15 protein-coding genes are annotated in these 20446 nt (G+C 72.0%); 8 read left to right on the top strand and 7 right to left on the bottom strand.

All coding sequences use genetic code 11. The features are described from left to right. The first annotated feature begins 221 nt into the window (after window positions 1-221). Genes ACFY3I_RS20040 through ACFY3I_RS20020 form a run of 5 tightly spaced genes read left to right on the top strand, consistent with a single transcriptional unit; the run spans window position 222 to window position 5062 of the window. Window positions 222-1289, top strand: coding sequence for an ABC transporter substrate-binding protein (locus tag ACFY3I_RS20040; protein ID WP_390861748.1), 1068 nt, complete (start codon window positions 222-224; stop codon window positions 1287-1289). Next, the gene (locus ACFY3I_RS20035; protein ID WP_390861747.1) at window positions 1286-2122 is read left to right on the top strand and encodes an ABC transporter permease; all 837 of its coding nucleotides are present in this window, start codon (window positions 1286-1288) and stop codon (window positions 2120-2122) included. Before ACFY3I_RS20040 ends, ACFY3I_RS20035 begins: the two co-directional genes overlap by 4 nt. After that, entirely contained in the window at window positions 2098-2811 is a 714-nt protein-coding gene (locus ACFY3I_RS20030) for an ABC transporter ATP-binding protein (protein WP_365288903.1), read from the top strand. The genes ACFY3I_RS20035 and ACFY3I_RS20030 overlap by 25 nt, the downstream gene beginning before the upstream one ends. Further along, the gene (locus tag ACFY3I_RS20025; RefSeq protein WP_390861746.1) at window positions 2808-4157 is read left to right on the top strand and encodes an LLM class flavin-dependent oxidoreductase; all 1350 of its coding nucleotides are present in this window, start codon (window positions 2808-2810) and stop codon (window positions 4155-4157) included. Before ACFY3I_RS20030 ends, ACFY3I_RS20025 begins: the two co-directional genes overlap by 4 nt. 11 nt (window positions 4158-4168) lie before the next feature. Then, window positions 4169-5062: a TauD/TfdA family dioxygenase gene (locus ACFY3I_RS20020; RefSeq protein WP_365288905.1), complete on the top strand. Its 894-nt coding sequence runs from the start codon at window positions 4169-4171 to the stop codon at window positions 5060-5062. 92 nt (window positions 5063-5154) lie between these two features. Here ACFY3I_RS20020 and ACFY3I_RS20015 read toward each other — a convergent pair whose 3' ends face one another. Further along, window positions 5155-5817 carry a DsbA family protein gene (locus ACFY3I_RS20015; RefSeq protein WP_365288906.1) on the bottom strand — a complete coding sequence of 221 codons (663 nt, stop codon included), beginning with the start codon at window positions 5815-5817 and terminating at the stop codon, window positions 5155-5157. Between the two features lie 136 nt (window positions 5818-5953). Here ACFY3I_RS20015 and pepN point away from each other — a divergent pair, with 136 nt between their 5' ends. Further along, on the top strand, window positions 5954-8533 hold the full coding sequence (gene pepN, locus ACFY3I_RS20010) for an aminopeptidase N (protein ID WP_390861745.1): 2580 nt from the start codon (window positions 5954-5956) through the stop codon (window positions 8531-8533). 207 nt (window positions 8534-8740) lie between these two features. Then, window positions 8741-9778: a hypothetical protein gene (locus ACFY3I_RS20005; RefSeq protein WP_390861744.1), complete on the top strand. Its 1038-nt coding sequence runs from the start codon at window positions 8741-8743 to the stop codon at window positions 9776-9778. Window positions 9779-9857: 79 nt separating this feature from the next. On the opposite strand, the gene ACFY3I_RS20000 is transcribed toward ACFY3I_RS20005, so the two are convergent. The 6 genes from ACFY3I_RS20000 to ACFY3I_RS19975 all read right to left on the bottom strand — a co-directional run bounded on the left by ACFY3I_RS20000 (window position 9858) and on the right by ACFY3I_RS19975 (window position 16828). Next, a complete protein-coding gene (locus ACFY3I_RS20000) occupies window positions 9858-11060 on the bottom strand; it encodes a glycosyltransferase (protein WP_390861743.1) in 1203 nt (400 codons plus the stop codon). A gap of 311 nt (window positions 11061-11371) precedes the next feature. Then, on the bottom strand, window positions 11372-12517 hold the full coding sequence (locus tag ACFY3I_RS19995; protein ID WP_390861742.1) for an RNA polymerase sigma factor: 1146 nt from the start codon (window positions 12515-12517) through the stop codon (window positions 11372-11374). After that, complete coding sequence (locus ACFY3I_RS19990) at window positions 12517-12933, bottom strand: YciI family protein (protein ID WP_390861741.1); 417 nt, start codon at window positions 12931-12933, stop codon at window positions 12517-12519. Before ACFY3I_RS19990 ends, ACFY3I_RS19995 begins: the two co-directional genes overlap by 1 nt. Window positions 12934-12975: 42 nt before the next feature. Next, on the bottom strand, window positions 12976-14169 hold the full coding sequence (locus ACFY3I_RS19985; protein WP_390861740.1) for a serine hydrolase domain-containing protein: 1194 nt from the start codon (window positions 14167-14169) through the stop codon (window positions 12976-12978). A 107-nt stretch (window positions 14170-14276) separates the two neighbouring features. Continuing rightward, window positions 14277-16055: a TIGR03767 family metallophosphoesterase gene (locus ACFY3I_RS19980; RefSeq protein WP_390861739.1), complete on the bottom strand. Its 1779-nt coding sequence runs from the start codon at window positions 16053-16055 to the stop codon at window positions 14277-14279. Window positions 16056-16363: 308 nt separating this feature from the next. After that, window positions 16364-16828: an NUDIX hydrolase gene (locus tag ACFY3I_RS19975; protein WP_390861738.1), complete on the bottom strand. Its 465-nt coding sequence runs from the start codon at window positions 16826-16828 to the stop codon at window positions 16364-16366. Window positions 16829-17039: 211 nt separating this feature from the next. On the opposite strand from ACFY3I_RS19975, the gene ACFY3I_RS19970 reads away from it, so the two are divergent. Beyond that, window positions 17040-20336, top strand: a complete 3297-nt coding sequence (locus tag ACFY3I_RS19970; RefSeq protein ID WP_390861737.1) for a S8 family serine peptidase — start codon at window positions 17040-17042, stop codon at window positions 20334-20336. The last annotated feature ends 110 nt before the right edge of the window (window positions 20337-20446 follow it).

Here is a 20446-nt window from a genome sequence, read left to right as displayed (position 1 = left end):
AGAAACTCGGAATGTTGACAGCCGTCGTCCACGGCAAGGAACATCGATCCCATGACCTGTCGCACCCTCTGTTGCTGACGTCTTGAAGCGCGCCGAGCGCGCATTTCCCACCGCGTGAGATCTCCCTTCCGGCTTTCCTTCGCCGGGAATTCGAGCTGCCTTACGCCGCTTCCCATCACTTTTCAGCCGCCTTTCGGCCGCTTTCTCACGGGAGTCCTCCCATGCCCTCTGCCTACTCCTCCGGCGTCGACCGCCGGTTCCTCCTCACCTCGCTGCTCGGCGCCTCGGCGGCCGTGGCCGGGCTCGGCGGCTGCGCGGGCGGCACGGCCGCCGCCGAGACGGCGGGCTCGGCCACCGCCCCGCTCGCCCGCAGGGTCCCGGCCGGCACCACCCTGAAGATCGCCTCCTATCTGAACACCCAGCAGTTGCAGTTCAGGCTGGCGAAACTGCCCGCGCTGCCGTTCACGGTGTCGAGCTGGCTGAACATCGGAGCCGGTCCCGATGTCATCAACGCGTTCCGCGCCAGGTCGCTGGACCTCGCGAACAACGCGGGAATTCCGCCGATCCAGGCGCAGTTCCAGGGTTTCGCCGCGAAGATCGTGGCGATCGACATCACCCGCAAACCCAACTACCTGTTCGCCACGAAGCCGGGCAGCGAAATCCGCACGGTCGCCGATTTCCGGGGGAAGAGGCTCGCCTTCTCGCAGGGGCAGGCCCAGGGGGTCGTACTGCTGCGGGCGTTGAAGGAGGCCGGGCTCGCCTACGACGACGCGCGGCTGGTGCCGCTGACCAGCAACCAGTTCCTCACCGCCCTGCAGTCCGGACAGGTGGACGTGGCCCCGCTGGCCAACACCCAGGCGCCGGCCTACCTCCAGCAGTACGGGGCCGAGGGAGCCCGCACCATCGCCACCGACGTCGTCGACCTGCTCAACCTGCTCTGGGCGCCGCAGGAGGTGCTGAACGACCGGGCCAGGGCGGCCGCGGTCGCCGCGTACATCCCGCAGTGGGCCAGGGGACTGGTCTGGCAGTGGGAGAACCCGGACACCTGGAACGAGGAGTTCTACGTGAAGACCCAGAACCTGACCCCCGCCCAGGCCAGGGGTGTCACCGCGCTCGCCAACAAGCCGCTGTTCCCGCCGAGCTGGGACGAGGCGGTGAAGTGGGAGCAGGAGACCGCCGATCTGCTGGCGGAGGGCGGCTTCGTGAAGAAGACCGACGTCTCCGCGCTCTTCGACCGCCGCTTCGAGTCCATCGCCGCGCGGGCCGTACCCGCGGAGTACCGGAAATGACCGCCACCGCCACCACCCTCGTCCCCGCCGCCGGGGAGAGCGGCCGGGTACGCCCGCGCCGCCGTCTCTCCCCCGGCCGCCGGCTGCCCGCCGCCCGCCTGGCCGGGCCCCTGCTCCTGCTGGCCGCCTGGGCGGCCGCGTCCGCCGCCGGGCGGCTCGACCCCGGCGCGATCCCGGCGCCCTGGACCGTCCTGGACACCGCCGTCCGCCTGTGGACGACCGGGACGCTGCGCACCGACATCCTGACCTCGGTGGAGAGGGCCGGCTACGGTTTCGTGATCGGGCTGACCGCCGGGGTGCTGCTGGCCCTGGCGGCCGGGCTCAGCCGCGCCGGTGAGGCCCTGATCGACGGGACCGTCCAGATCAACCGGGCGGTCCCGACCCTCGGTCTGATCCCGCTGTTCATCCTCTGGCTGGGCATCGGCGAGACCTTCAAGATCGCCGTCATCGCGATCGTCGTCTACATCCCGGTCTACCTGAACACGCATGCCGCGCTGTCCGCCATCGACAGCCGCTACGTCGAACTCGCCGAGGTGCTGGGCCTGTCGAGGCTCCGGTTCGTCAGGGAGATCGTGATCCCCGGGGCGCTGCCCGGATTCTTCGTGGGACTCCGGCTCGGTGTCACCGGATCCTGGCTCGGACTGGTCGTGCTGGAGCAGATCAACGCCACCAGCGGCCTCGGCTACATGATGTTCCAGGCCCAGAACTACGGCCGCAGCGACATCATCCTCGTCGGTCTGCTGATCTACGGCGTCTTCGGCCTCGTCTCCGACACCGTGGTCCGCCGTATCGAACGGAGGGTGCTGTCGTGGCGCCGCACACTGAGCAGCTGACCCGCCCGGCCGTCCGGCTGCGGGGGCTGACCCGGTCGTTCGGGGACCGTACGGTCCTCGACGGCATCGGCCTCGACCTGCCCGCCGGTCAGTTCACGGCGCTGCTCGGGCACAGCGGCTCGGGCAAGTCCACCCTGCTGCGGGCGGTCGGCGGACTCGACCACGGGGTCACCGGCAGCGGCGAACTGAGCGCCCCCGAGCGGGTGTCGGTGGTCTTCCAGGACTCCCGGCTGCTGCCCTGGCGGCGGGTCCTGGACAACGTGGTACTGGGCCTGGACGGCAAGGACGCCCTGGCCAGGGGCCGTTCGGCGCTCCAGGAGGTCGGCCTCGGCGGCCGGGAGCGGGCCTGGCCGGGCGAGCTGTCCGGCGGCGAGGCGCAGCGTGCCGCGCTCGCCCGCTCCCTGGTCCGCGAGCCCGAACTGCTCCTCGCCGACGAACCGTTCGGCGCGCTGGACGCCCTCACCCGCATCAAGATGCACCGTCTCCTGCGCGAGCTGTGGCGACGGCACCGCCCGTCCGTGCTGCTCGTCACCCACGACGTCGACGAGGCGATCGTCCTCGCCGACCGCGTGCTGGTCCTGGAGAACGGCCGGATCGGCCTCGACCTGACCGTGGACCACGACCGCCCGCGGGACGTGTACCGGAAGCAGCTGCTCACCGCCCTCGGCGTCACGGAGGACCCCGCATGACCCGCCCGCCGCTCCACCTCAACGCCTTCCTGATGAACACCGGTCACCACGAGGCCTCCTGGCGCCTCCCGGAGAGCGACCCGCACGCGCACACCGACCTCGCGCACTACGTGCGGCTGGCCAGGACCGCGGAGCGCGGCACCTTCGACTCGCTCTTCCTGGCCGACGGACCGCACCTGTGGGGCAGTGTCGCCCAGCGGCCGGCCGGCGCCCTGGAGCCGCTCACCCTGCTCACCGCGCTGGCCACCGCCACCGAGCACGTCGGACTGATCGCCACCGCCTCCACCTCCTACAACTCCCCCTACAACCTGGCCCGCAGGTTCGCCTCCCTCGACATCGTCAGCGGCGGCCGGGCCGGCTGGAACATCGTCACCACGGCCGGGGCGGACGCGGCCCGCAACTTCGGTCTGGACGCGGAGCCCGCGCACGCCGAGCGGTACGCCCGGGCGGCCGACTTCCTCGACGTGGCCCGGAAGCTCTGGGACAGCTGGGAGGACGACGCGGTCGTCGCCGACAAGGCGGCCGGCGTCTGGGGCGACGACGCGAAGATCCACCCGCCCCGGCACGAGGGGCCGTACTTCCGTGTCGAGGGCGCCCTCAACGTGCCGCGTTCCCCGCAGGGTCACCCGCTGCTGGTGCAGGCGGGCTCCAGCGAGGACGGGAAGGCGTTCGCGGCCCGGTACGCCGAGGCGGTGTTCACCGCGCAGCAGACCTTCGAGGACGCCCGCGCCTTCTACACCGACCTGAAGGCCCGTACCGCGGCGGCCGGCCGGGACCCCGGCCACGTCAAGGTGCTGCCGGGCATCGTCCCGGTGATCGGGTCGACGCGGGCCGAGGCGCGGGCGCTCGAACAGCTCCTGGAGGACCACATCGTGCACCGGCACGGCGTGGCCAACCTGGAGCGGCTCCTCCAGCTGCCGTCCGGAACCCTGGAGCTGGACCGGGAGCTGCCCGCCGGTCTGCCGTCCGAGGACGCCGTCGAGGGCGCCAAGAGCCGTTACACCCTGGTCGTCGGTCTGGCCCGCCGCGAGCGGCTCACCGTGCGGCGGCTGATCGGGCGGCTCGGTGGCGGCCGCGGCCATCTGACCTTCGCCGGGACGCCCGAGCAGGTCGCCGACGCGATCGAGACCTGGTTCACCGGGGGCGCCGCCGACGGGTTCAACATCATGCCGCCGGTCCTGCCCTCCGGTCTGGAGGCCTTCGTGGACCACGTCGTCCCGCTGCTGCGCGCCCGCGGCCTGCTGCGCACGGAGTACGGCCCGCGCCGGACGCTGCGCGAGCGCTACGGCCTGCCACGCCCCGCCAACCGGTACACCACCAGCCCCACCAGCCCTGTCCTCGCCTGAAAGGAACCGTCATGTCCCTGGAGATCACCAAGATCACCGCGAACATCGGCGCCCGGGTCTCCGGCGCCGACATCTCCCGCCCCCTCGACGCGGCGACGGCGGCCGCGATCCGCGAGGCCCTCAGCGCGCACAAGGCGCTCGTCTTCGACGACGTGCACCTCGACGACGACTCCCAGCAGGCGTTCGTCCGGCACTTCGGCGAGGTCACCACCGCCCATCCGACGGTCTCCTCGATCGCCGGCGTCCCGAACGTCCTCCCGGTCGACAGCGAGCGCGGCCGGGCCGCCAACCACTGGCACACCGACGTCACCTTCGTCCTCAACCCGCCGCAGGCCACCACCCTGCGCTCGGTCACCGTCCCGCCCTACGGCGGCGAGACCCTGATCGCCAGCTCGGCCGCCGCCTACCGGCAGCTCCCCGAGCCGCTGCGCCGCCTGGCGGACTCGCTGTGGGCGGAGCACACCAACGACTACGACTACGCCGCGCCCGACGAGGAGATCGACGCGCAGCAGGCCGCGCAGCGCGCCCAGTTCACCTCGATCACCTACCGCACGCTCCATCCGGTGGTCCGCGTCCACCCGCTGACCGGTGAGCGCGGCCTGTTCATCGGCGGGTTCGCGCAGCGGATCGCCGGTCTGTCGCCGTCCGAGTCCCGCAAGGTCCTCGACCTGCTCCAGGCGTACGTCACGCGCCCGGAGAACGTCCTGCGCCACCGCTGGTCGCCGAACCAGCTGGTGATCTTCGACAACCGGATCACCCAGCACTACGCCGTCGACAACTACGACGGCCTGCCGCGCCGGCTGCACCGGGTGACACTCGCCGGGGACGTGCCGGTGGGCACCGGGGGCGAGGAGAGCCGCTCGCTCGCGGGCGACGCCTCGCACTACACGACGGTGGCCGCGTGACCGCGGGAACCGGACAGGGGCGGGCCCCCGCGAGCAGGTGACTCGCGGGGGCCCGCCCGTCCGGATCCGTCGCGGCCCGCGGCCGCCGGGTCCTACAGGTTGCTGAAGTCGGGGCCCTTGGTGCGGGTCCGCTTGATCTCGTAGAAGCCGGGGACGGAGGCGACCGCGAGGGTGCCGTCCCACAGGCGGGCCGCCTCCTCGCCCTTGGGGGCGGGGGTGACGACCGGGCCGAAGAAGGCGATCTGCTCGCCGTCCGCGCCCGGGACCGCGATGACCGGGGTGCCGACGTCCTGACCGACCTTGTCGATGCCCTCCTTGTGGGAGGCGCGCAGCTCCGCGTCGAACTCGAAGTCCTCCTGCTCGGCGTAGTCGATCAGGTCGGCGGGCAGACCGACGTCCGCGAGGGCGCCGGCGATCGCCTCCAGGGTCGGGCCCTCGCCGTTGTTGTGGATACGGGTGCCGAGCGCGGTGTAGAGCGGGCCGAGGATGTCGGAGCCGTGCTTCTGCCAGGCCGCGGTGACCACCCGGATCGGCTTCCACGCCTTGGTCTCCAGCAGCTCGCGGTACTCCGCGGGCAGCTCGTCCAGCTTGGGCTCGTTCAGCACGGCGAGGCTCATGATGTGCCAGCGGACCTCGATGTCCCGGACCTTCTCCACTTCCAGCACCCAGCGCGAGGTCATCCAGGCCCAGGGGCACAGCGGGTCGAACCAGAAGTCGACGGGGGTCTTGCCGGAACGCGTCACGGTCTCGGACATGGTTCTCCTCGGAATAAGGTCCGTTTCCAGGGCCAACACCGGCATCGTCCACCCCATTCCCTGACCCGCCGGTCAGGTGCGCGTGGGAGGATCGGTGCTGTTCCGGCGTACCGACAACGATGAGGGAGTGCAGCCCGTGCCCGGTGAGAATCTGTCCCGCGACGAGGCCCGGGAGCGGGCCGCCCTGCTCTCGGTGGAGGGCTACGAGGTGTCGCTGGACGTGCGGTCGGCCGTCGGCGAGGGCCAGGACGAGCCGCGCACCTTCCGCTCGGTGACCACGATCCGCTTCCGCTGCGACGAGCCGGGCGCGTCGAGCTTCGCCGACCTGATCGCCCCGAGCGTGACGGCCGTGACCCTGAACGGCAAGGATCTCGACCCGGGCGAGGTCTTCGACGGCACCCGGATCGCCCTGGACGACCTGGCCGCGGAGAACGAGCTGGTGGTGGACGCCCGGTGCGCCTACTCCCGGACCGGTGAGGGCCTGCACCGCTTCGTCGACCCGGAGGACGGCGAGGTCTACCTCTACACCCAGTACGAGCCGGCCGACTCGCGCCGGGTCTTCGCCAACTTCGAGCAGCCGGACCTCAAGGCGCCGTTCCGCTTCGAGGTGCGGGCGCCCGAGGAGTGGACGGTGTGGAGCAACGGCGCCGGTGAACTGTCCGACGGCGTGTGGCGGTTCGCCGAGACGAAGCCGATCTCCACGTACATCACCTGTGTGGTGGCCGGTCCCTACCACTACGTGACGGACGCGTACGAGCGGACGCTCCCGGACGGGACGACGCTGGAGATCCCGCTGGGCGCGATGTGCCGCAAGGGTTTGGCGCCCCACTTCGACGCGGACGACGTCTTCCTCGTCACCAAGCAGGGCCTGGACTTCTTCCACGACCACTTCGACTACCCGTACCCGTTCGGGAAGTACGACCAGGCGTTCGTGCCCGAGTACAACCTCGGCGCGATGGAGAACCCGGGTCTGGTGACGTTCCGGGAGGAGTACATCTTCCGGGGCAAGGTGACCCAGACGTCCTACGAGGCGCGGGCCAACGTCATCCTGCACGAGATGGCGCACATGTGGTTCGGCGACCTGGTCACCATGGTGTGGTGGGACGACCTGTGGCTGAAGGAGTCCTTCGCGGACTTCATGGGCACGTTCGCGAACGTCGGCGCGACCCGGTTCACCGACGCCTGGATCACCTTCGCCAACCGCCGCAAGGCCTGGGCGTACCGCGCCGACCAGCTGCCCTCCACGCACCCGGTCACCGCCGACATCCGCGACCTCCAGGACGCCAAGCTCAACTTCGACGGCATCACCTACGCCAAGGGCGCCTCCGTGCTCAAGCAGCTGGTGGCGTATGTCGGCCAGGACGCGTTCCTGGAGGGCGCCCGCCGCTACTTCAAGCGCAACGCGTACGGCAACACCCGGCTCGGTGATCTGCTGTCGGTCCTCGCGGAGACCAGCGGCCGGGACATGACCGCGTGGTCGCGCAAGTGGCTGCAGACGGCGGGGGTGAACTCGCTGACCCCGCAGGTGCTGTTGGACGGGGACGGGCGGGTCGCCGAGCTGTCCGTGCTCCAGGAGGCCGCCCCCTCGCACCCCGAGCTGCGCCCGCACCGGGTCGCGGTCGGCCTGTACCGCCGTACGGCCGAGGGCGCGCTGGAGCGGTACGCGCGCGCGGAGACGGACGTCGACGGCCCGCGCACGGTCGTGGACGGCCTCGCGGGTGCCGAGGCACCGGAGCTGGTCCTCGTCAACGACGACGACCTCACCTACTGCAAGATCCGCTTCGACGCCACCTCGCTGGCGACGCTCCGGGACCACCTGGGGGACCTGACCGACCCGCTCGCCCGCGCCCTGTGCTGGTCGGCGCTGTGGAACCTGACCCGGGACGCGCTGCTGCCGGCCCGGGACTTCGTCGGCCTGGTGCTGCGGTTCGCGAGCCGCGAGTCGGACATCGGGGTGCTGCAGATGCTGCACACGTGGGCGCAGTCGGCGCTGGTGCACTACGTGGCGCCCGAGGCGCGGGAGGCGGCCGGGCGGCTGCTCGCCGAGGGCGCCCTGCGTCAGCTGCGGCAGGCCGAGCCGGGCAGCGAGCACCAGCTGGCCTGGGCACGGTTCTTCGCGTCGACGGCGGCGGACGAGGCCGACCTCGGGCTGCTCGGGGAGCTGCTGTCGGGCACGGTCACGATCGACGGTCTGGACGTGGACCAGGAACTGCGCTGGGCGTTCCTGGAACCCCTCGCCTCGCACGGCGTCGCCGACGACTCGGTGCTGGCGGCCGAACTGTCCCGGGACGACACCGCCTCCGGCAAGCGCCACCAGGTGCGCTGTCTGGCCGCCCGGCCGTCCGCGGCCGTGAAGGCGCAGGCCTGGGCGCAGGTCGTGGAGTCGCAGGCGCTGTCCAACGCGCTGGTGGAGGCGACGATCGCGGGCTTCGCCCAGCCGTCGCAGCGGGACCTGCTGGCTCCCTACGGGGAGAAGTACTTCGAGGTCATCGCGCGGATCTGGGAGGACCGGTCGATCCAGATCGGCATGGACGTGGTCCGGGGCCTGTACCCCTCGTTCCAGGACCGCCCCGGGACGCTGGAGGCGACGGACGCCTGGCTCACGGAGCACGCCGAGGCGCCCCCCGCGCTGCGCAGGCTGGTGCTGGAGGCCCGGGACGACCTGGCCCGCGCGCTGCGCGGACAGGAGTGCGACGCGGGGGCCGTCACCGGCTGACCTTTGGCCTTGGGTTCCCCGCCGGGTGACCGTTACGGAATTCAGTCAATCATGACCGTAACCCCTGGTCCGCACTCGTTCGGACCAGGGGTTTTCGCCTCCTACTCGGCACTCGAACACCTGACCTTTAGCACCATTCTGTCCGCATTCTTCAACAGGAACGTAACAGCGGTTACCGGGCAGACCGGACGCGGGAATCTCCGGTCCATGACCCACAACACCCCACTCTCCCCCCGCCCCCTGCGTCACCTCTCCGACGTCCACCGCCGGGTGCTGACGACAGCTCAGCTCCGCTCCCACGGCATCCCGGCCGCCGAGATCACCGAGCAGTGCCGGGCCGGCGGCGCCTGGCAGCAACTGCTCCCCGGCGTGGTCCTGCTCCACCCCGGCCCGCCGACCAGCGAGGAACGCCTGCACGGCGCGCTGCTGTTCGCCGCCCGCGAGCCGGCCCCCGGTGTCCCCAACCAGCCCGGCGCGGGCTCCCCGCACCGCACGGTCTACCCGGAGGCGATGATCACCGGCCTGGCCGCCCTGACCCTGCACGGCTTCTCGGCCACCCCGCCGCTGCTGTCCCTGGAGCACGTGGACGTCCTGGTGCCGCGGCTGCGCCGGATCCGCTCCGCCTCCTACGTCCGGGTACTGCGCACCCCCGACCTGCCGACCCCCGACGCGGTCACGGGCCTGCCCGTCGCCCCGGTCCCGCGCGCCCTGGCGGACGCGGTCGCCGACCTGTCCGACGCGGAGGAGGTACGACGGCTGCTGACGGAGGCGGTACGCGGCCAGCACTGCGAACCGGCCGCGGTGGTACGGGCGCTGAACGAGGCGAAGCTGCTGTCCCGCCCGCACGTGGTCGACGCCGTCGACTCGCTGGTCGCCGAGGGCCGGGCCATCGCCGAGGACCGCCTCTACCGGATGGTCCGCGAACACGGCCTGCCCGACCCGGTGTGGAACGTGGACCTGCGCCTGCCCGGCGGCCCCCACCTGGGCGGTGTGGACGCCTACTGGCCCGAGCAGGCCGTCGCCCTCGAACTGGACACCCGGGCGCCACGGCAGGACGAGGACGCGCTGTGGTCCGAGTACGCCCGTAAGCGGGAACTCCTGGAACGGCTGGGCATCACCGTCGTCCACGTCACCCCGCGGAAGCTCCGCGAAACGACGGAGCAGCAGGCGGCGGTGGTCCGTACCGCGCTGATGGCCGCCGGCGACCGGGATCCGGCCGCGAATGTCGTGGTGCTGCCCCGGTGACCGAGGAGGGATCCACGCAGGGGAACGCAGGGGCCGTCGGTTCGGAGGGGAACCGACGGCCCCTCGGTGTCCCGAGGTGCTACTGCCCGCCGACGCCGGGCCGCAGTTCGTCGCGCACCTCGCCGGCGACACGGTCGAGCAGGTCGGCGTACGCGGCGATCATCCGGGTCCGGCTGAACCGCTCGCGGCCGGCGAGCAGCGCCGGCGCGAACGCCTCCCGCTCGGCCACCGCCGCCGACCACGCGAAGGCGATCGCGTCCGGGTCGAAGGGTGTGACGAGCCCGTGCCCCTCGACGATCGACGCGCTGTCGCCGACGTCGGTCGTCACCGGTACGGCGCCGCACATCATGCCCTCGATCAGGCAGAGCGGTGCCGCCTCGCCGGAGACCGAGGTGAGGGCGACCACGTCGGAACCGGCGTAGACGGCCTCCATGTCGTGCCGCACGCCGAGCAGGTGCACCCGGTCGCCGAGCGCCGCCCGGTCGCCGCCGAAGGCGATCTCCATGTCGGCCCAGAGCGCGGGGTTGTCCTCGGTCATCCCGGCCCCGCACATCACCACGTGACCGCCGCCCTCGCGGGCCAGCCAGGCCCGGGCCGCGCGCAGGAAGAGCGGCACGTTCTTCATGCCTGCGTACCGGGCGGCGAAGACGACGACGGGGGCCGTCGCGGGGATGCCGGCCGACTCGCGGAAGGCGAGGCGCGTCGCCGCGTCCGGCCGGAAGCGGAGCAGATCGACCCCGTTCGGGATGACGTGCAGCAGCTCACCGGGGATGCCGGCCGCCTCGTAGGCGTCCCGGGTCGACTCGGCGCAGCACACGCACGCCACGACCGTCCCGTCCGCGATGGCGGTCTTCAGCTCGTCCAGCGCCGGGCCCTGGTTCTCCGGGTCGGACCGGTGCAGGCAGACCACGACGGGGCGGCGGGGCAGCCCGGCCTGGTTGAGGAGCGCGAGCGGCTGCTCCTTCAGGGAGAGGATGACGTCCGCACCGGCCATCGCCCGTGCGGTATCGGCCAGTTCGGGCCCGCTGAAAACCGACGCCGCGACCGCGCCGTCGACGAGGCCCGCGGTACGGCCGAGGGAGGTGACGTCGATGCCGCCGGCCGTCAGCGCGCGGTAGCAGGCGTCGTCCTCCATCCGTTGCGTGGTGGCTTCTCGGTGGACCTCACCGTGCAGACTCAACACGCGATGCCACTGCTGGCCGCCCTCGACCAGGCCCAGCAGCACATCACTGTGCACGATCCGGGCTCCCCCGGAGAAAAAGCCCTCGTAGACCGAGAGCACACGAAGTCCGAGCCGACCGCCCACACGATCACCAGCCTTGCACCATATCGAGCCATCCCCGGGAACCTCGGGTTAGCCGATATGAGGCGGTACGGACGTTTCATCGGGATGAACGGAGTGTCTCGTGTCGAAGTCGGCTGCGTTTACAGGATCGGCGCCGGACCCGCCCCCTCCAACATCATTCCGTTTCTCTCATTCACACCCCTCTGACCTGCATCTTTACGAGGGCTTTCGACTCCCGCCCGTCCTCCGGACGAGCACCGCCGACGGCAAAAAAACGGCAAGCGGACCACCCCGGACGCGCGACGATGTCACAGACCGCGGCCGACGTTGAGGCGGGCGGCCCGGCGGGTCAGGTGGTCGCGCTCGGCGAGGTTCGGGGCCTGGCGGGCCGCCTCGGCGTAGAGGCGTGCCGCGGTCGTCCGGTCGCCGTCGAGTTCGTGCAGGTGGGCGGCGACCGCGGCGTACCGGGGCAGGGCCGCGTCCAGTTCGGCGAGGGCGGCGAGCCCGGCGCGGGGTCCGTCGGCCTCGCCGACGGCGACCGCGCGGTTGAGGCGGACCACGGGGCTGTCGGTCAGGCGCGCGAGTTCGTCGTACCACTCGACGATCTGCACCCAGTCGGTCTCACAGGCGGTCGGCGCGTCCGCGTGCAGGGCGGCGATGGCGGCCTGGGCCTGGTACTCGCCGAGCCGGTCGCGGGCGAGGGCCCCCTGGAGGATCCCGACGCCCTCGGCGATCAGCCGGGTGTCCCACCGGCCGCGGTCCTGCTCCGCCAGGGGCACCAGGCTGCCGTCGGGCGCGGTGCGGGCGGCGCGGCGGGCGTGGTGGAGCAGCATCAGGGCGAGCAGTCCGGCGGCCTCGGGATGGTCGACCCGGGCCGCGAGCTGCCGGGTGAGCCGGATGGCCTCGGCGGCGAGGTCGACGTCACCGGAGTAGCCCTCGTTGAAGACCAGGTAGAGGACGCGCAGCACGGTGGCGACGTCGCCGGGCCGGTCGAGGCGGACACCGGAGACCGTGCGCTTGGCGCGGCTGATCCGCTGGGCCATGGTCGCCTCGGGCACCAGGTAGGCCCGGGCGATCTGGCGGGTGGTGAGGCCGCCGACGGCGCGCAGGGTGAGGGCGACGGCGGCGGAGGGGGTCAGCGAGGGGTGCGCGCACAGGAAGTAGAGCTGAAGGGTGTCGTCGGCGCCGGGGACCGGGCCGGGCGGCGGCTCGTCGTCCACCCGGTCCTCGCGCCGGCGGCGGGCCGCGTCCGCGCGCGTCGCGTCGAGGAACCGCCGCCAGGCCACGGTGACCAGCCAGCCCTTCGGATCCCGCGGCGGATCGGCGGGCCACACCCGGACCGCCTCGACCAGGGCCTCCTGCACGGCGTCCTCGGCCGCCGCGAAGTCGGCTCCGCGGCGGACGAGGACGGTGAGCACGCTCGGGGTGAGGCTCCTGAGCAGGACCTCGTCCATCAGTGGCAGGACTCCTCGATGGTGGGGTGCGCGGTCAGGAAGGGGCGCACCTCCAGCCACTCGTGGATCGGCCGCCCGCCCGCTCCGGGGGCCGCCGACAGTTCACCCGCCAGCTCCACGGCGCGCTCCCGGCTGTCGACGTCGATCACCATCCAGCCGGCGATGAGGTCCTTGGTCTCGGCGAACGGCCCGTCGGTGACCGGCGGGCGCCCCTCGCCGTCGTAGCGGACCCACATCCCGTCGGGGGCGAGGGCCTGGCCGTCGACGAACTCGCCGGACTCCTCCAGCCGGGCCGCGAAGTCGTTCATGTACCGGATGTGCGCCGAGATCTCCTCCGGCGTCCACCGGTCCATCGGTACGTCGTTGACCGCGGCCGGGGCGCCTCGGTAGTGCTTGAGCAGCAGGTACTTGGCCATGACGGTTCTCCTCGGTGCTCGTACGGCCCATTGTGGCCGCGCTCACCCCTGGGACGGAGCGGGGCGCGCGTTCTCGACATCACCCGGCGGAACATTCTTCCGGGCGTCCCCGCAGAACTCCGCCTCCAGGACCGCCCCCGGGTCACCCGTCCAGTCGCCGTTGAAGTTCGCGGCCAGGGCGTGCCGGCCGTCGGCGGTGGTGGCCGCCGTGGACGAGGAGCCGTGGATGCCGCCGTCGTGGCCCCAGACGTGGACCCCGCAGGAGAGGGTGCGGTCGATCAGGCCGAGGCCGTAGGCGCTGCCGGGGTCGCCGGGCACCGGGACGGTGGTCCTCATCTCCGTCAGCTGCCGCGCGGGCAGCAGACGGCCGCGCAGCAGGGCCTGGTAGAAGCGGGTCAGGTCGGCGGAGGTGGAGACGATCTCGCCGGCCGAGGAGGCCAGGGAGGGGTTGAGGGCGGTGACGTCGTAGGTCGGGCCGGTGGCGGTGTCCGCCAGTTTCGAGTAGGCGCGGCTGCTCGGGCTCGGCAGGGTGTGGCGGGTGCCGGGGACGGAGGTGCCGGTCAGGTGGAGCGGCTCGATCACCCGGCGGGTGATCTCCCGGGCGTACGAGTGGCCCGTCACCGCCTTGATCACCATGCCCGCCAGGACGTAGTTGGTGTTGGAGTAGGACCAGCCGGTGCCCGGTGCGAAGACGGGCTCGTGCCGCATCGCGATGCCGACCAGTTCGGCGGGGGTGAGGGTGTCGTAGCGGTGCCGGAGGAAGCCGTCCTTCAGGAAGTAGGTGCGGCCGAAGTCGTCGTCCGCCGTGTAGTTGAAGATGCCGCTGGTGTGGTTGAGCAGTTGGCGGACGGTGATGCGGCGGCCGTCGTGGCCGTGGCCGCGGACCACCCGGGGCAGCCACTTGTCCACCGTGTCGTCCAGGGACAGGCGGCCCTGCGCCTCCAGCTGGAGCAGGACCGTCGCCACGAAGGTCTTCGTGACGCTGCCGACCCGGTAGTGGTCGGACGCGGAACGCGGGGCGCCGGTGCGGGTGTCGCCCACCCCGGCCGTCGTGGACCAGGTGCCGTGCGGGTCGCGGACCGTGGCCGTCACCCCGGGGACACCGGCCGCGACCGCCGCCCGGGCCGCCTCGCGGGTGGCCCGGTGGCCGTCGGCGGGCGCCGCGGCCGCCGGAGCCACCAGTGCCGCGGACAGGGCCAGTGCCGTGGCCGCCACCAGTGCCGTACGTACGGACATGTCTCTCCCCCAGTCGGATCCTCCGGTCGGATCACCGGATTCGGTCGGGGGGAGGGACACCGCCGTGATCGGCCTGGTTGCCCGCACATGGGAGGGTTGGGCGATTTTCAGCCCTTCTTCAGGACCAGCTCCGTGTTCCGGTCCACGGCGTCGCCGCCCAGCGCCTTGCTGGAGCCGGGGGCGTTGAAGGCCAGTTCGCGGTAGAGGGCCGCGAGGCCGGTCTGGGAGAGGTCGGAGAAGTCGGTGCGGTGCGGGGCCGCGGACTCGATCAGCGTGGTGAAGAGCGAGACCGTGCCGTCCTTGTTGTCCACCAGTTCCACGACCCGGGCCAGCTGCGGATAGTCCACGTGCGAGGCGGTGGTCACCTCCCAGAAGGAGTTGCCGTTGGAGGCCTTGTGCGGGGTGATGAGGTTGCGGTGGATGTGGCCGTTCACCCAGGCGAGCACGTTGCCGTGCCGGTTGAGGAGGTTGACCAGTTCGGCGCCCGAGTGGCGGCGGTCGCCCGGGTGGGCCGGGTCGGGGCGGGTGTTGGTCATCGTCTTGCTCGTGTGGTGGCTGAAGACGACCGCGTAGGAGTCCTTGTTCTCCCGCAGGGTCTTCTCCAGCCAGGCCAGCTGGGCCGAGCCGATCGATCCGTCGTAGTGGCCGCCGGCGTCCGTCGTGTCGAGGCTGATGCCGATGACGTCGTCGGAGATGCGGAAGGCGTAGTACTGGGTGCCCGCCGCGAGGTTCGCGGACGAGTAGCCGTGGCCGACCGGGCCGACGCCCTGGTGGGCCGGGTCCAGGTGGGCCTTGAGGTAGTCCGCCGCCGTGTACGGGGCGCGCAAGGGGTCGGGTGTGACCGAGCGCGCGGAGCGGGCGTGCGCCTTGAGGAAGTCGCGGTAGCCGCTGCCCTTGGGGTCCTGGGCGGTGCGGATGGAGTCCTGGAGCTTCTTCGCCTCGGCGTCGGTCACCGACATCAGCTTCTTGCCGGCGACGGCGGCCGCGGCCAGGTAGGGGTCGGCGTGGGAGCCGTAGCAGCCGAGCGGCAGGGCGTCGTGGTTGCCGACGGTGGAGTACCAGGGAAGGTTGAGGCCGGGGCTGTTCACCTCGCGGATCGCGGCGGCGAGGAAGCCGGCCAGGTGCGGGAAGCCGAGCGCCTTGTCGCCGTCGCGGACGGTGGACTCCGCCTGCCAGAACAGCTTCAGGCCGCTGTTCTGCACGCCCTCGTAGTGCCGGGGGTCACCGCTGTTGGGGGTGATCCGGCCGCCGCTCATCACCTTCATGTACCACTCCAGCTCGGAGTGGGCGTTGTTGTCGGTGTTGTCGCCGGTCGTCATCACGAAGTGCAGCGGGGAGCCGGTGACCGGGGCGCCGCGCAGCGCGTTCACGCGTTCCACGAGGGAGATGGCGCCGGGCACGGTGAGCGCCTCGTGCGGGCGCCAGGCGTGCGGGTCGTGGGCGCGCAGGTACTCGAGCCGCAGCGGGTGCTGGACGTCCATCAGGTGCAGGTCGGTGAACTGCACGAACGCGGCCAGGGCGGTACGTCGGTCGGCCCGGCCGGACTTGGCGGCGGCCAGGTCGGAGCGGACCACGCGCGACCAGCCGGCGCCGTCGCCGAGCCGGCGGTAGCCGGAACCGTTGCGGGGGGCGGCGACGGAGGCGACGGTGGTGCCCTTGGTGTAGGGGGCGAGGGGCGCCGCCGCGGCGCGGCGGCCCTCGGCGACCGGCTGCGGCTCGGCGGGCGCGGCCGGCGCGGCCCGGCCGGCGGTGGGGCGCAGGGCGAGGCCGACGCCCGCGGACAGCGAGACGGCTCCGGCGGTGGCGAGCACGGTACGGCGGTTGATCTCCAGTGCCTCGCGGCCCTTCTGGGCCGCGGAGGTGGCGACTGAGCGTATGCGCGACATGGCGCGGTCTCCCCGAGTGCGAACGCGTCCGGCAGTGGTCGCGGGCGATCGCTTCCGCGAACTTCCCGCTCACTCTGGATCGTTGGCACCGGGGATGGCCTGCGCGTGAACGCGGCGGCAACGCGCAGCGCCGATCACCGTACGTGGATCAGGTGAGGTGGGGACCGGTCATGGAGCGGATTGCGGGCGGCCCGGGGCCGGTCACTCCGCGTTCATCTGCCGGGGAAGGGGAGAGTCCCCGGCGCTTACTACTGCGACGACCGCCAAGGCCGCGACGACCGCGACGACCGCCAGGGCCGCGACGACCGCTAGGGCTGCTCGTGCGCGAACCGCCCCGCCGCCGGCCGTTCCCGCCACAGCCGCAGGGCGACGTCGACCAGCCGGATGTGCCTCAGGTCCGGTACGGCGTCCAGGTCGTGCCAGGCGGCCATGTCGGTGGAGCCGTCGACCTCGTTGCGCAGCTCGCCTCCGATGATCTCGCCGCTGTAGACGATCCGTACGTGGTGGTGGTCGGTGACGCGGGCCAGCAGGCTCTCCCGGGCGAAGCGGTGGTGCCGGGAGTCGATGCCCAGCAGTCCGGTCACCTCGATGCGGTAGCCGGTCTCCTCCACGAGTTCGCGGCGGACGGTGTCGTAGGGGTCCTCGCCGTGTTCCATGCCGCCGCCCGGCAGGACCCACTCGGGGGTGCCGTCGTCGGCGGGTGACCGGGCGAGCAGGATCTGTCCGTCACGGACGCACACGGCGTAGGCCGCCACCCTCAGCTTCTCGCGCACATCGGCACGGTAGGGGGCGCGCGGCCCGTCGGCCAACGGGATTTCCGTCCACGGCCAGGCGACGGATAGGGGGTTTTCCCCATACGTTCATACCGATTCGGTCAACGTTCCCAAAAGTCCGCTCTCTTGGGGAAAGCTGTGCGGCCACGCGCCGGTTCTTGACCAGGTTCCGGCCGTTCCATGCTCGTTCCTTTACCTACAAGGGATGCAGATGACCCTCAGCCCCCAGCACGACCCGATACCGGGCCACAGACGCCTGGGCCGGATCGCCGTCGCCGTCGGTGTGGTGGCCGCGCTCTCCGCCGCCGGGCCGATACCCCTGGCGGCCGCCGCCACGGCTCCGGCTCCGGCCGCCACCGCAGACGTCAAGTCGGCCCACGACAAACTTGGTTCGGACGACGCCGAACTGCTGGCCGAGGCCAAGTCCGACGGCACCAAGAACGTCACGATGATGATCGCGACCGCGCCGGGACAGACCGCGCAGGTCGCCGAGGCGCTGGACGGCGTCAGGGGCGGCTCGGTGGGCCGCACCTACGACAGGCTCGGCTACGTCCGTGCCACCGTCCCCACCGGCCGGGCGGACTCGGCGATCGCCGCCGCCGCGAAGCTGTCCTCGGTGCACGCGATCGACCTGCGCCAGGAGATCCAGCTCGACGACCCGGCGGTGGCGGACACCGCCCGGTCGGCCAGGTCCTCGAAGACCTACCCGGCGCCGGGCAGGAACACCGCGGCGCGCAACCCGTACAACCCCTCCTTCGAGACGGGCGCCGTCGACTTCGTCGAGGAGCACCCGAAGGCGGACGGCCGGGGCGTCACGATCGGCATCCTGGACTCCGGCGTGGACCTCGGCCACCCGGCGCTGCAGCGGACCACCACCGGCGAGCGGAAGATCGTCGACTGGGTCACCGCGACCGACCCGATCGTCGACAGCGACCAGACCTGGCGGCCCATGGTCACCGCCGTGTCCGGACCGAGCTTCGGCTACGGCGGCCAGACCTGGACGGCGCCCGCCGGGTCGTACCAGATCAGCACCTTCAAGGAGTCGTACACCGCGGGCGGCGACGCGGCCGGTGACGCCAACCGGGACGGGGACACCACCGACAGCTGGGGCGTGCTCTACGACCCGGCGGCCGGCAAGGTCACCGTCGACCTGAACAACAACCACGACTTCTCCGACGACACGCCGATGAAGCCGTACAAGGACGGCTACCAGGTCGGCTACTTCGGCACCGACAACCCGGCGACCGACGTCGTCGAGCGGCAGCCGTTCGTCGTGCAGATCCGCAAGGACGTCCCGATGGACCCGTACGGCGGGGACTGGGTCGGCAAGACGGCGGACTTCGTCAACATCGGGGTCATCGAGTCCGAGCACGGCACGCACGTGGCCGGCATCACCGCCGCCAACGGGCTGTTCGGCGGAAAGATGAACGGCGCGGCACCGGGCGCGAAGATCGTCTCCTCCCGGGCCTGCACCTGGACCGGCGGCTGCACCAACGTCGCGCTCACCGAGGGCATGATCGACCTGGTCGCCAACCGGGGCGTCGACATCGTGAACATGTCGATCGGCGGCCTTCCGGCGCTGAACGACGGCAACAACGCGCGCGCCGAGCTGTACACCCGGCTCATCGACACCTACGGCGTGCAGCTGGTGATCTCCGCGGGCAACTCCGGCCCCGGCGCGAACACCATCGGCGACCCGGGCCTGGCCGACAAGGTCATCTCGGTCGGCGCGGGCATCTCCCGGGACACCTGGGCCGCCAACTACGGCTCCCAGGTGACCACGAAGTACCAGCTGCTGCCCTTCTCCTCGCGCGGTCCGCGGGAGGACGGCGGCTTCACGCCGACGCTGGTCGCCCCCGGCGCCGCGATCAACACCACCCAGACCTGGCTGCCGGGCTCCCCGGTCGCCGAGGCGGGCTACGCGCTGCCGGCCGGCTACTCCATGCTCCAGGGCACCTCGATGGCCTCCCCGCAGGCGGCCGGCGCCTCCGCGCTGCTGCTCTCGGCGGCGAAGGAGAAGCACATCGCCCTCTCCCCCGCCGACCTGCGCACGGCGCTGACCTCCACCGCCCACCACATCAAGGACGTGCAGGCGTACGAGGAGGGCGCGGGCCGCATCGACATCGTCGACGCCTGGGAGTCCATCCGCGACCACGCCACCGCGCACGACTACACCGTCAAGGCGCCCGTCGACACCGCGATCGACTACGCGCTGAAGACCCCGGGCTTCGGCACCGGCCTGTACGACCGCGAGGGCGGCCTGAAGGCGGGCCAGAAGAAGACGTACGACGTCACGATCACCCGGACCTCCGGCCCGGACAAGGCGCTCCGGCACGAGCTGCGTCTCGAGAACAACGCCGGGCACACCTTCAAGATCCTCGACGACGACGAGGTGAAGCTTCCGCTGAACCAGCCGGTGACGGTCAGGCTCCAGGCGAAGCCGAAGAGCGCGGGCATCAAGTCGGCGATCCTGGAGGCCGACGACCCGCGGACCGAGGGCGTGGACAAGCAGATCCTGACCACGGTCGTGGTGGCGGCGCCCGTGCACTACACCTGGGCCACGTCCGGTTCGGTGCAGCGCAACAGCTCCACGTCGTACTTCCTGACCGTGCCCGAGGGCGCCAGGTCGCTGGAGGTCGCGATGAGCGGGCTGGCCGCGAAGAGCCAGACCCGGTTCATCTCCATCCACCCGTACGGCGTCCCGGTCGAGGACACCGGCACCCCGTACTGCTACAACAACTACCTCGACGGCAACGGCTGCAAGCCGGACGTCCGCTCCTACGCCGACCCGCAGGCCGGCGTCTGGGAGATCGAGGTCGAGTCGCGCCGCACCTCGCCGCTGCTCGACAACCCGTACAGGCTGGGCGTCACCGTGCTCGGCGCGGCCTTCGACCCGGAGACCGTGACCCTGCCCGAGGCCAAGGCCGGCACCCCGGTCACCGCCTCCTGGAAGGTGACCAACGAGTTCGCCGCGCTCGACGGCAGGCTGGTCGGCGGTCCGCTGGGCTCCTCGAAGACGACCCGCCCCTCCATCAAGGAGGGCGAGGTCCAGTCCACCACGGTGACCGTGCCGGCGGGTGCGCAGTCGCTGGACGTGGCCATCGGCGGCGTCTCCGACACGGCCGCCGACCTGGACCTGACGGTGTACGACGCGACCGGCAAGCAGGTCGCGCAGTCCGCCGACGGCGACTCGGAGGAGGCGGTCTCCATCGCCTCGCCCGCCGCCGGCACCTACACGGTCGAGGTCGCCGGCTACTCGGTGCCGTCCGGCTCCACGGACTACGACTACCGGGACGTGTTCTTCTCCGCCGCGCTCGGCACCGTCACGGTCGACGGTTCGGCGCCGGTCAAGCTCGGCACCGGCGCCTCGGCCACGGTGAGCGGGCAGGTCACCGCGGTCGCGGCGGCCCCCGAGGGACGTGAGTTCTTCGGCCGGGTCCAGCTGGTCAACGCGCGCGGCACGGTCGCGGGCGTCGGCAGCGTGAAGATCGAGAAGGTCGTTCCGTAGGCGGGAACCGATCCTGAGGCGGGCGTCCTGCGGGACGCCCGCCTCTTCGTTCGCCGGTCCACAGGCGCCCGGACCACAGCCGCCCGGACCACAGCCGCCCGGACCGCAGG

It is taken from the genome of Streptomyces sp. NPDC001068 (assembly GCF_042897315.1).
Lineage (GTDB): Bacteria > Actinomycetota > Actinomycetes > Streptomycetales > Streptomycetaceae > Streptomyces.
The sequence above is the reverse complement of the archived record's forward strand: the minus strand, read 5'-3'. Positions and strand labels throughout refer to the sequence as shown.

What these genes read in the sequence shown, in the direction of transcription:
- ACFY3I_RS20040 (WP_390861748.1), top strand. Translation starts at nt 222, where the DNA reads ATGCCCTCTGCCTACTCCTCCGGCGTCGACCGCCGGTTCCTCCTCACC.
- ACFY3I_RS19995 (WP_390861742.1), bottom strand. Translation starts at nt 12,517, where the DNA reads ATGGACGAGGTCCTGCTCAGGAGCCTCACCCCGAGCGTGCTCACCGTC.
- ACFY3I_RS19990 (WP_390861741.1), bottom strand. Translation starts at nt 12,933, where the DNA reads ATGGCCAAGTACCTGCTGCTCAAGCACTACCGAGGCGCCCCGGCCGCG.
- ACFY3I_RS20005 (WP_390861744.1), top strand. Translation starts at nt 8,741, where the DNA reads ATGACCCACAACACCCCACTCTCCCCCCGCCCCCTGCGTCACCTCTCC.
- ACFY3I_RS19985 (WP_390861740.1), bottom strand. Translation starts at nt 14,169, where the DNA reads ATGTCCGTACGTACGGCACTGGTGGCGGCCACGGCACTGGCCCTGTCC.
- ACFY3I_RS20020 (WP_365288905.1), top strand. Translation starts at nt 4,169, where the DNA reads ATGTCCCTGGAGATCACCAAGATCACCGCGAACATCGGCGCCCGGGTC.
- ACFY3I_RS20015 (WP_365288906.1), bottom strand. Translation starts at nt 5,817, where the DNA reads ATGTCCGAGACCGTGACGCGTTCCGGCAAGACCCCCGTCGACTTCTGG.
- ACFY3I_RS19980 (WP_390861739.1), bottom strand. Translation starts at nt 16,055, where the DNA reads ATGTCGCGCATACGCTCAGTCGCCACCTCCGCGGCCCAGAAGGGCCGC.
- ACFY3I_RS20035 (WP_390861747.1), top strand. Translation starts at nt 1,286, where the DNA reads ATGACCGCCACCGCCACCACCCTCGTCCCCGCCGCCGGGGAGAGCGGC.
- ACFY3I_RS20025 (WP_390861746.1), top strand. Translation starts at nt 2,808, where the DNA reads ATGACCCGCCCGCCGCTCCACCTCAACGCCTTCCTGATGAACACCGGT.
- ACFY3I_RS19970 (WP_390861737.1), top strand. Translation starts at nt 17,040, where the DNA reads ATGACCCTCAGCCCCCAGCACGACCCGATACCGGGCCACAGACGCCTG.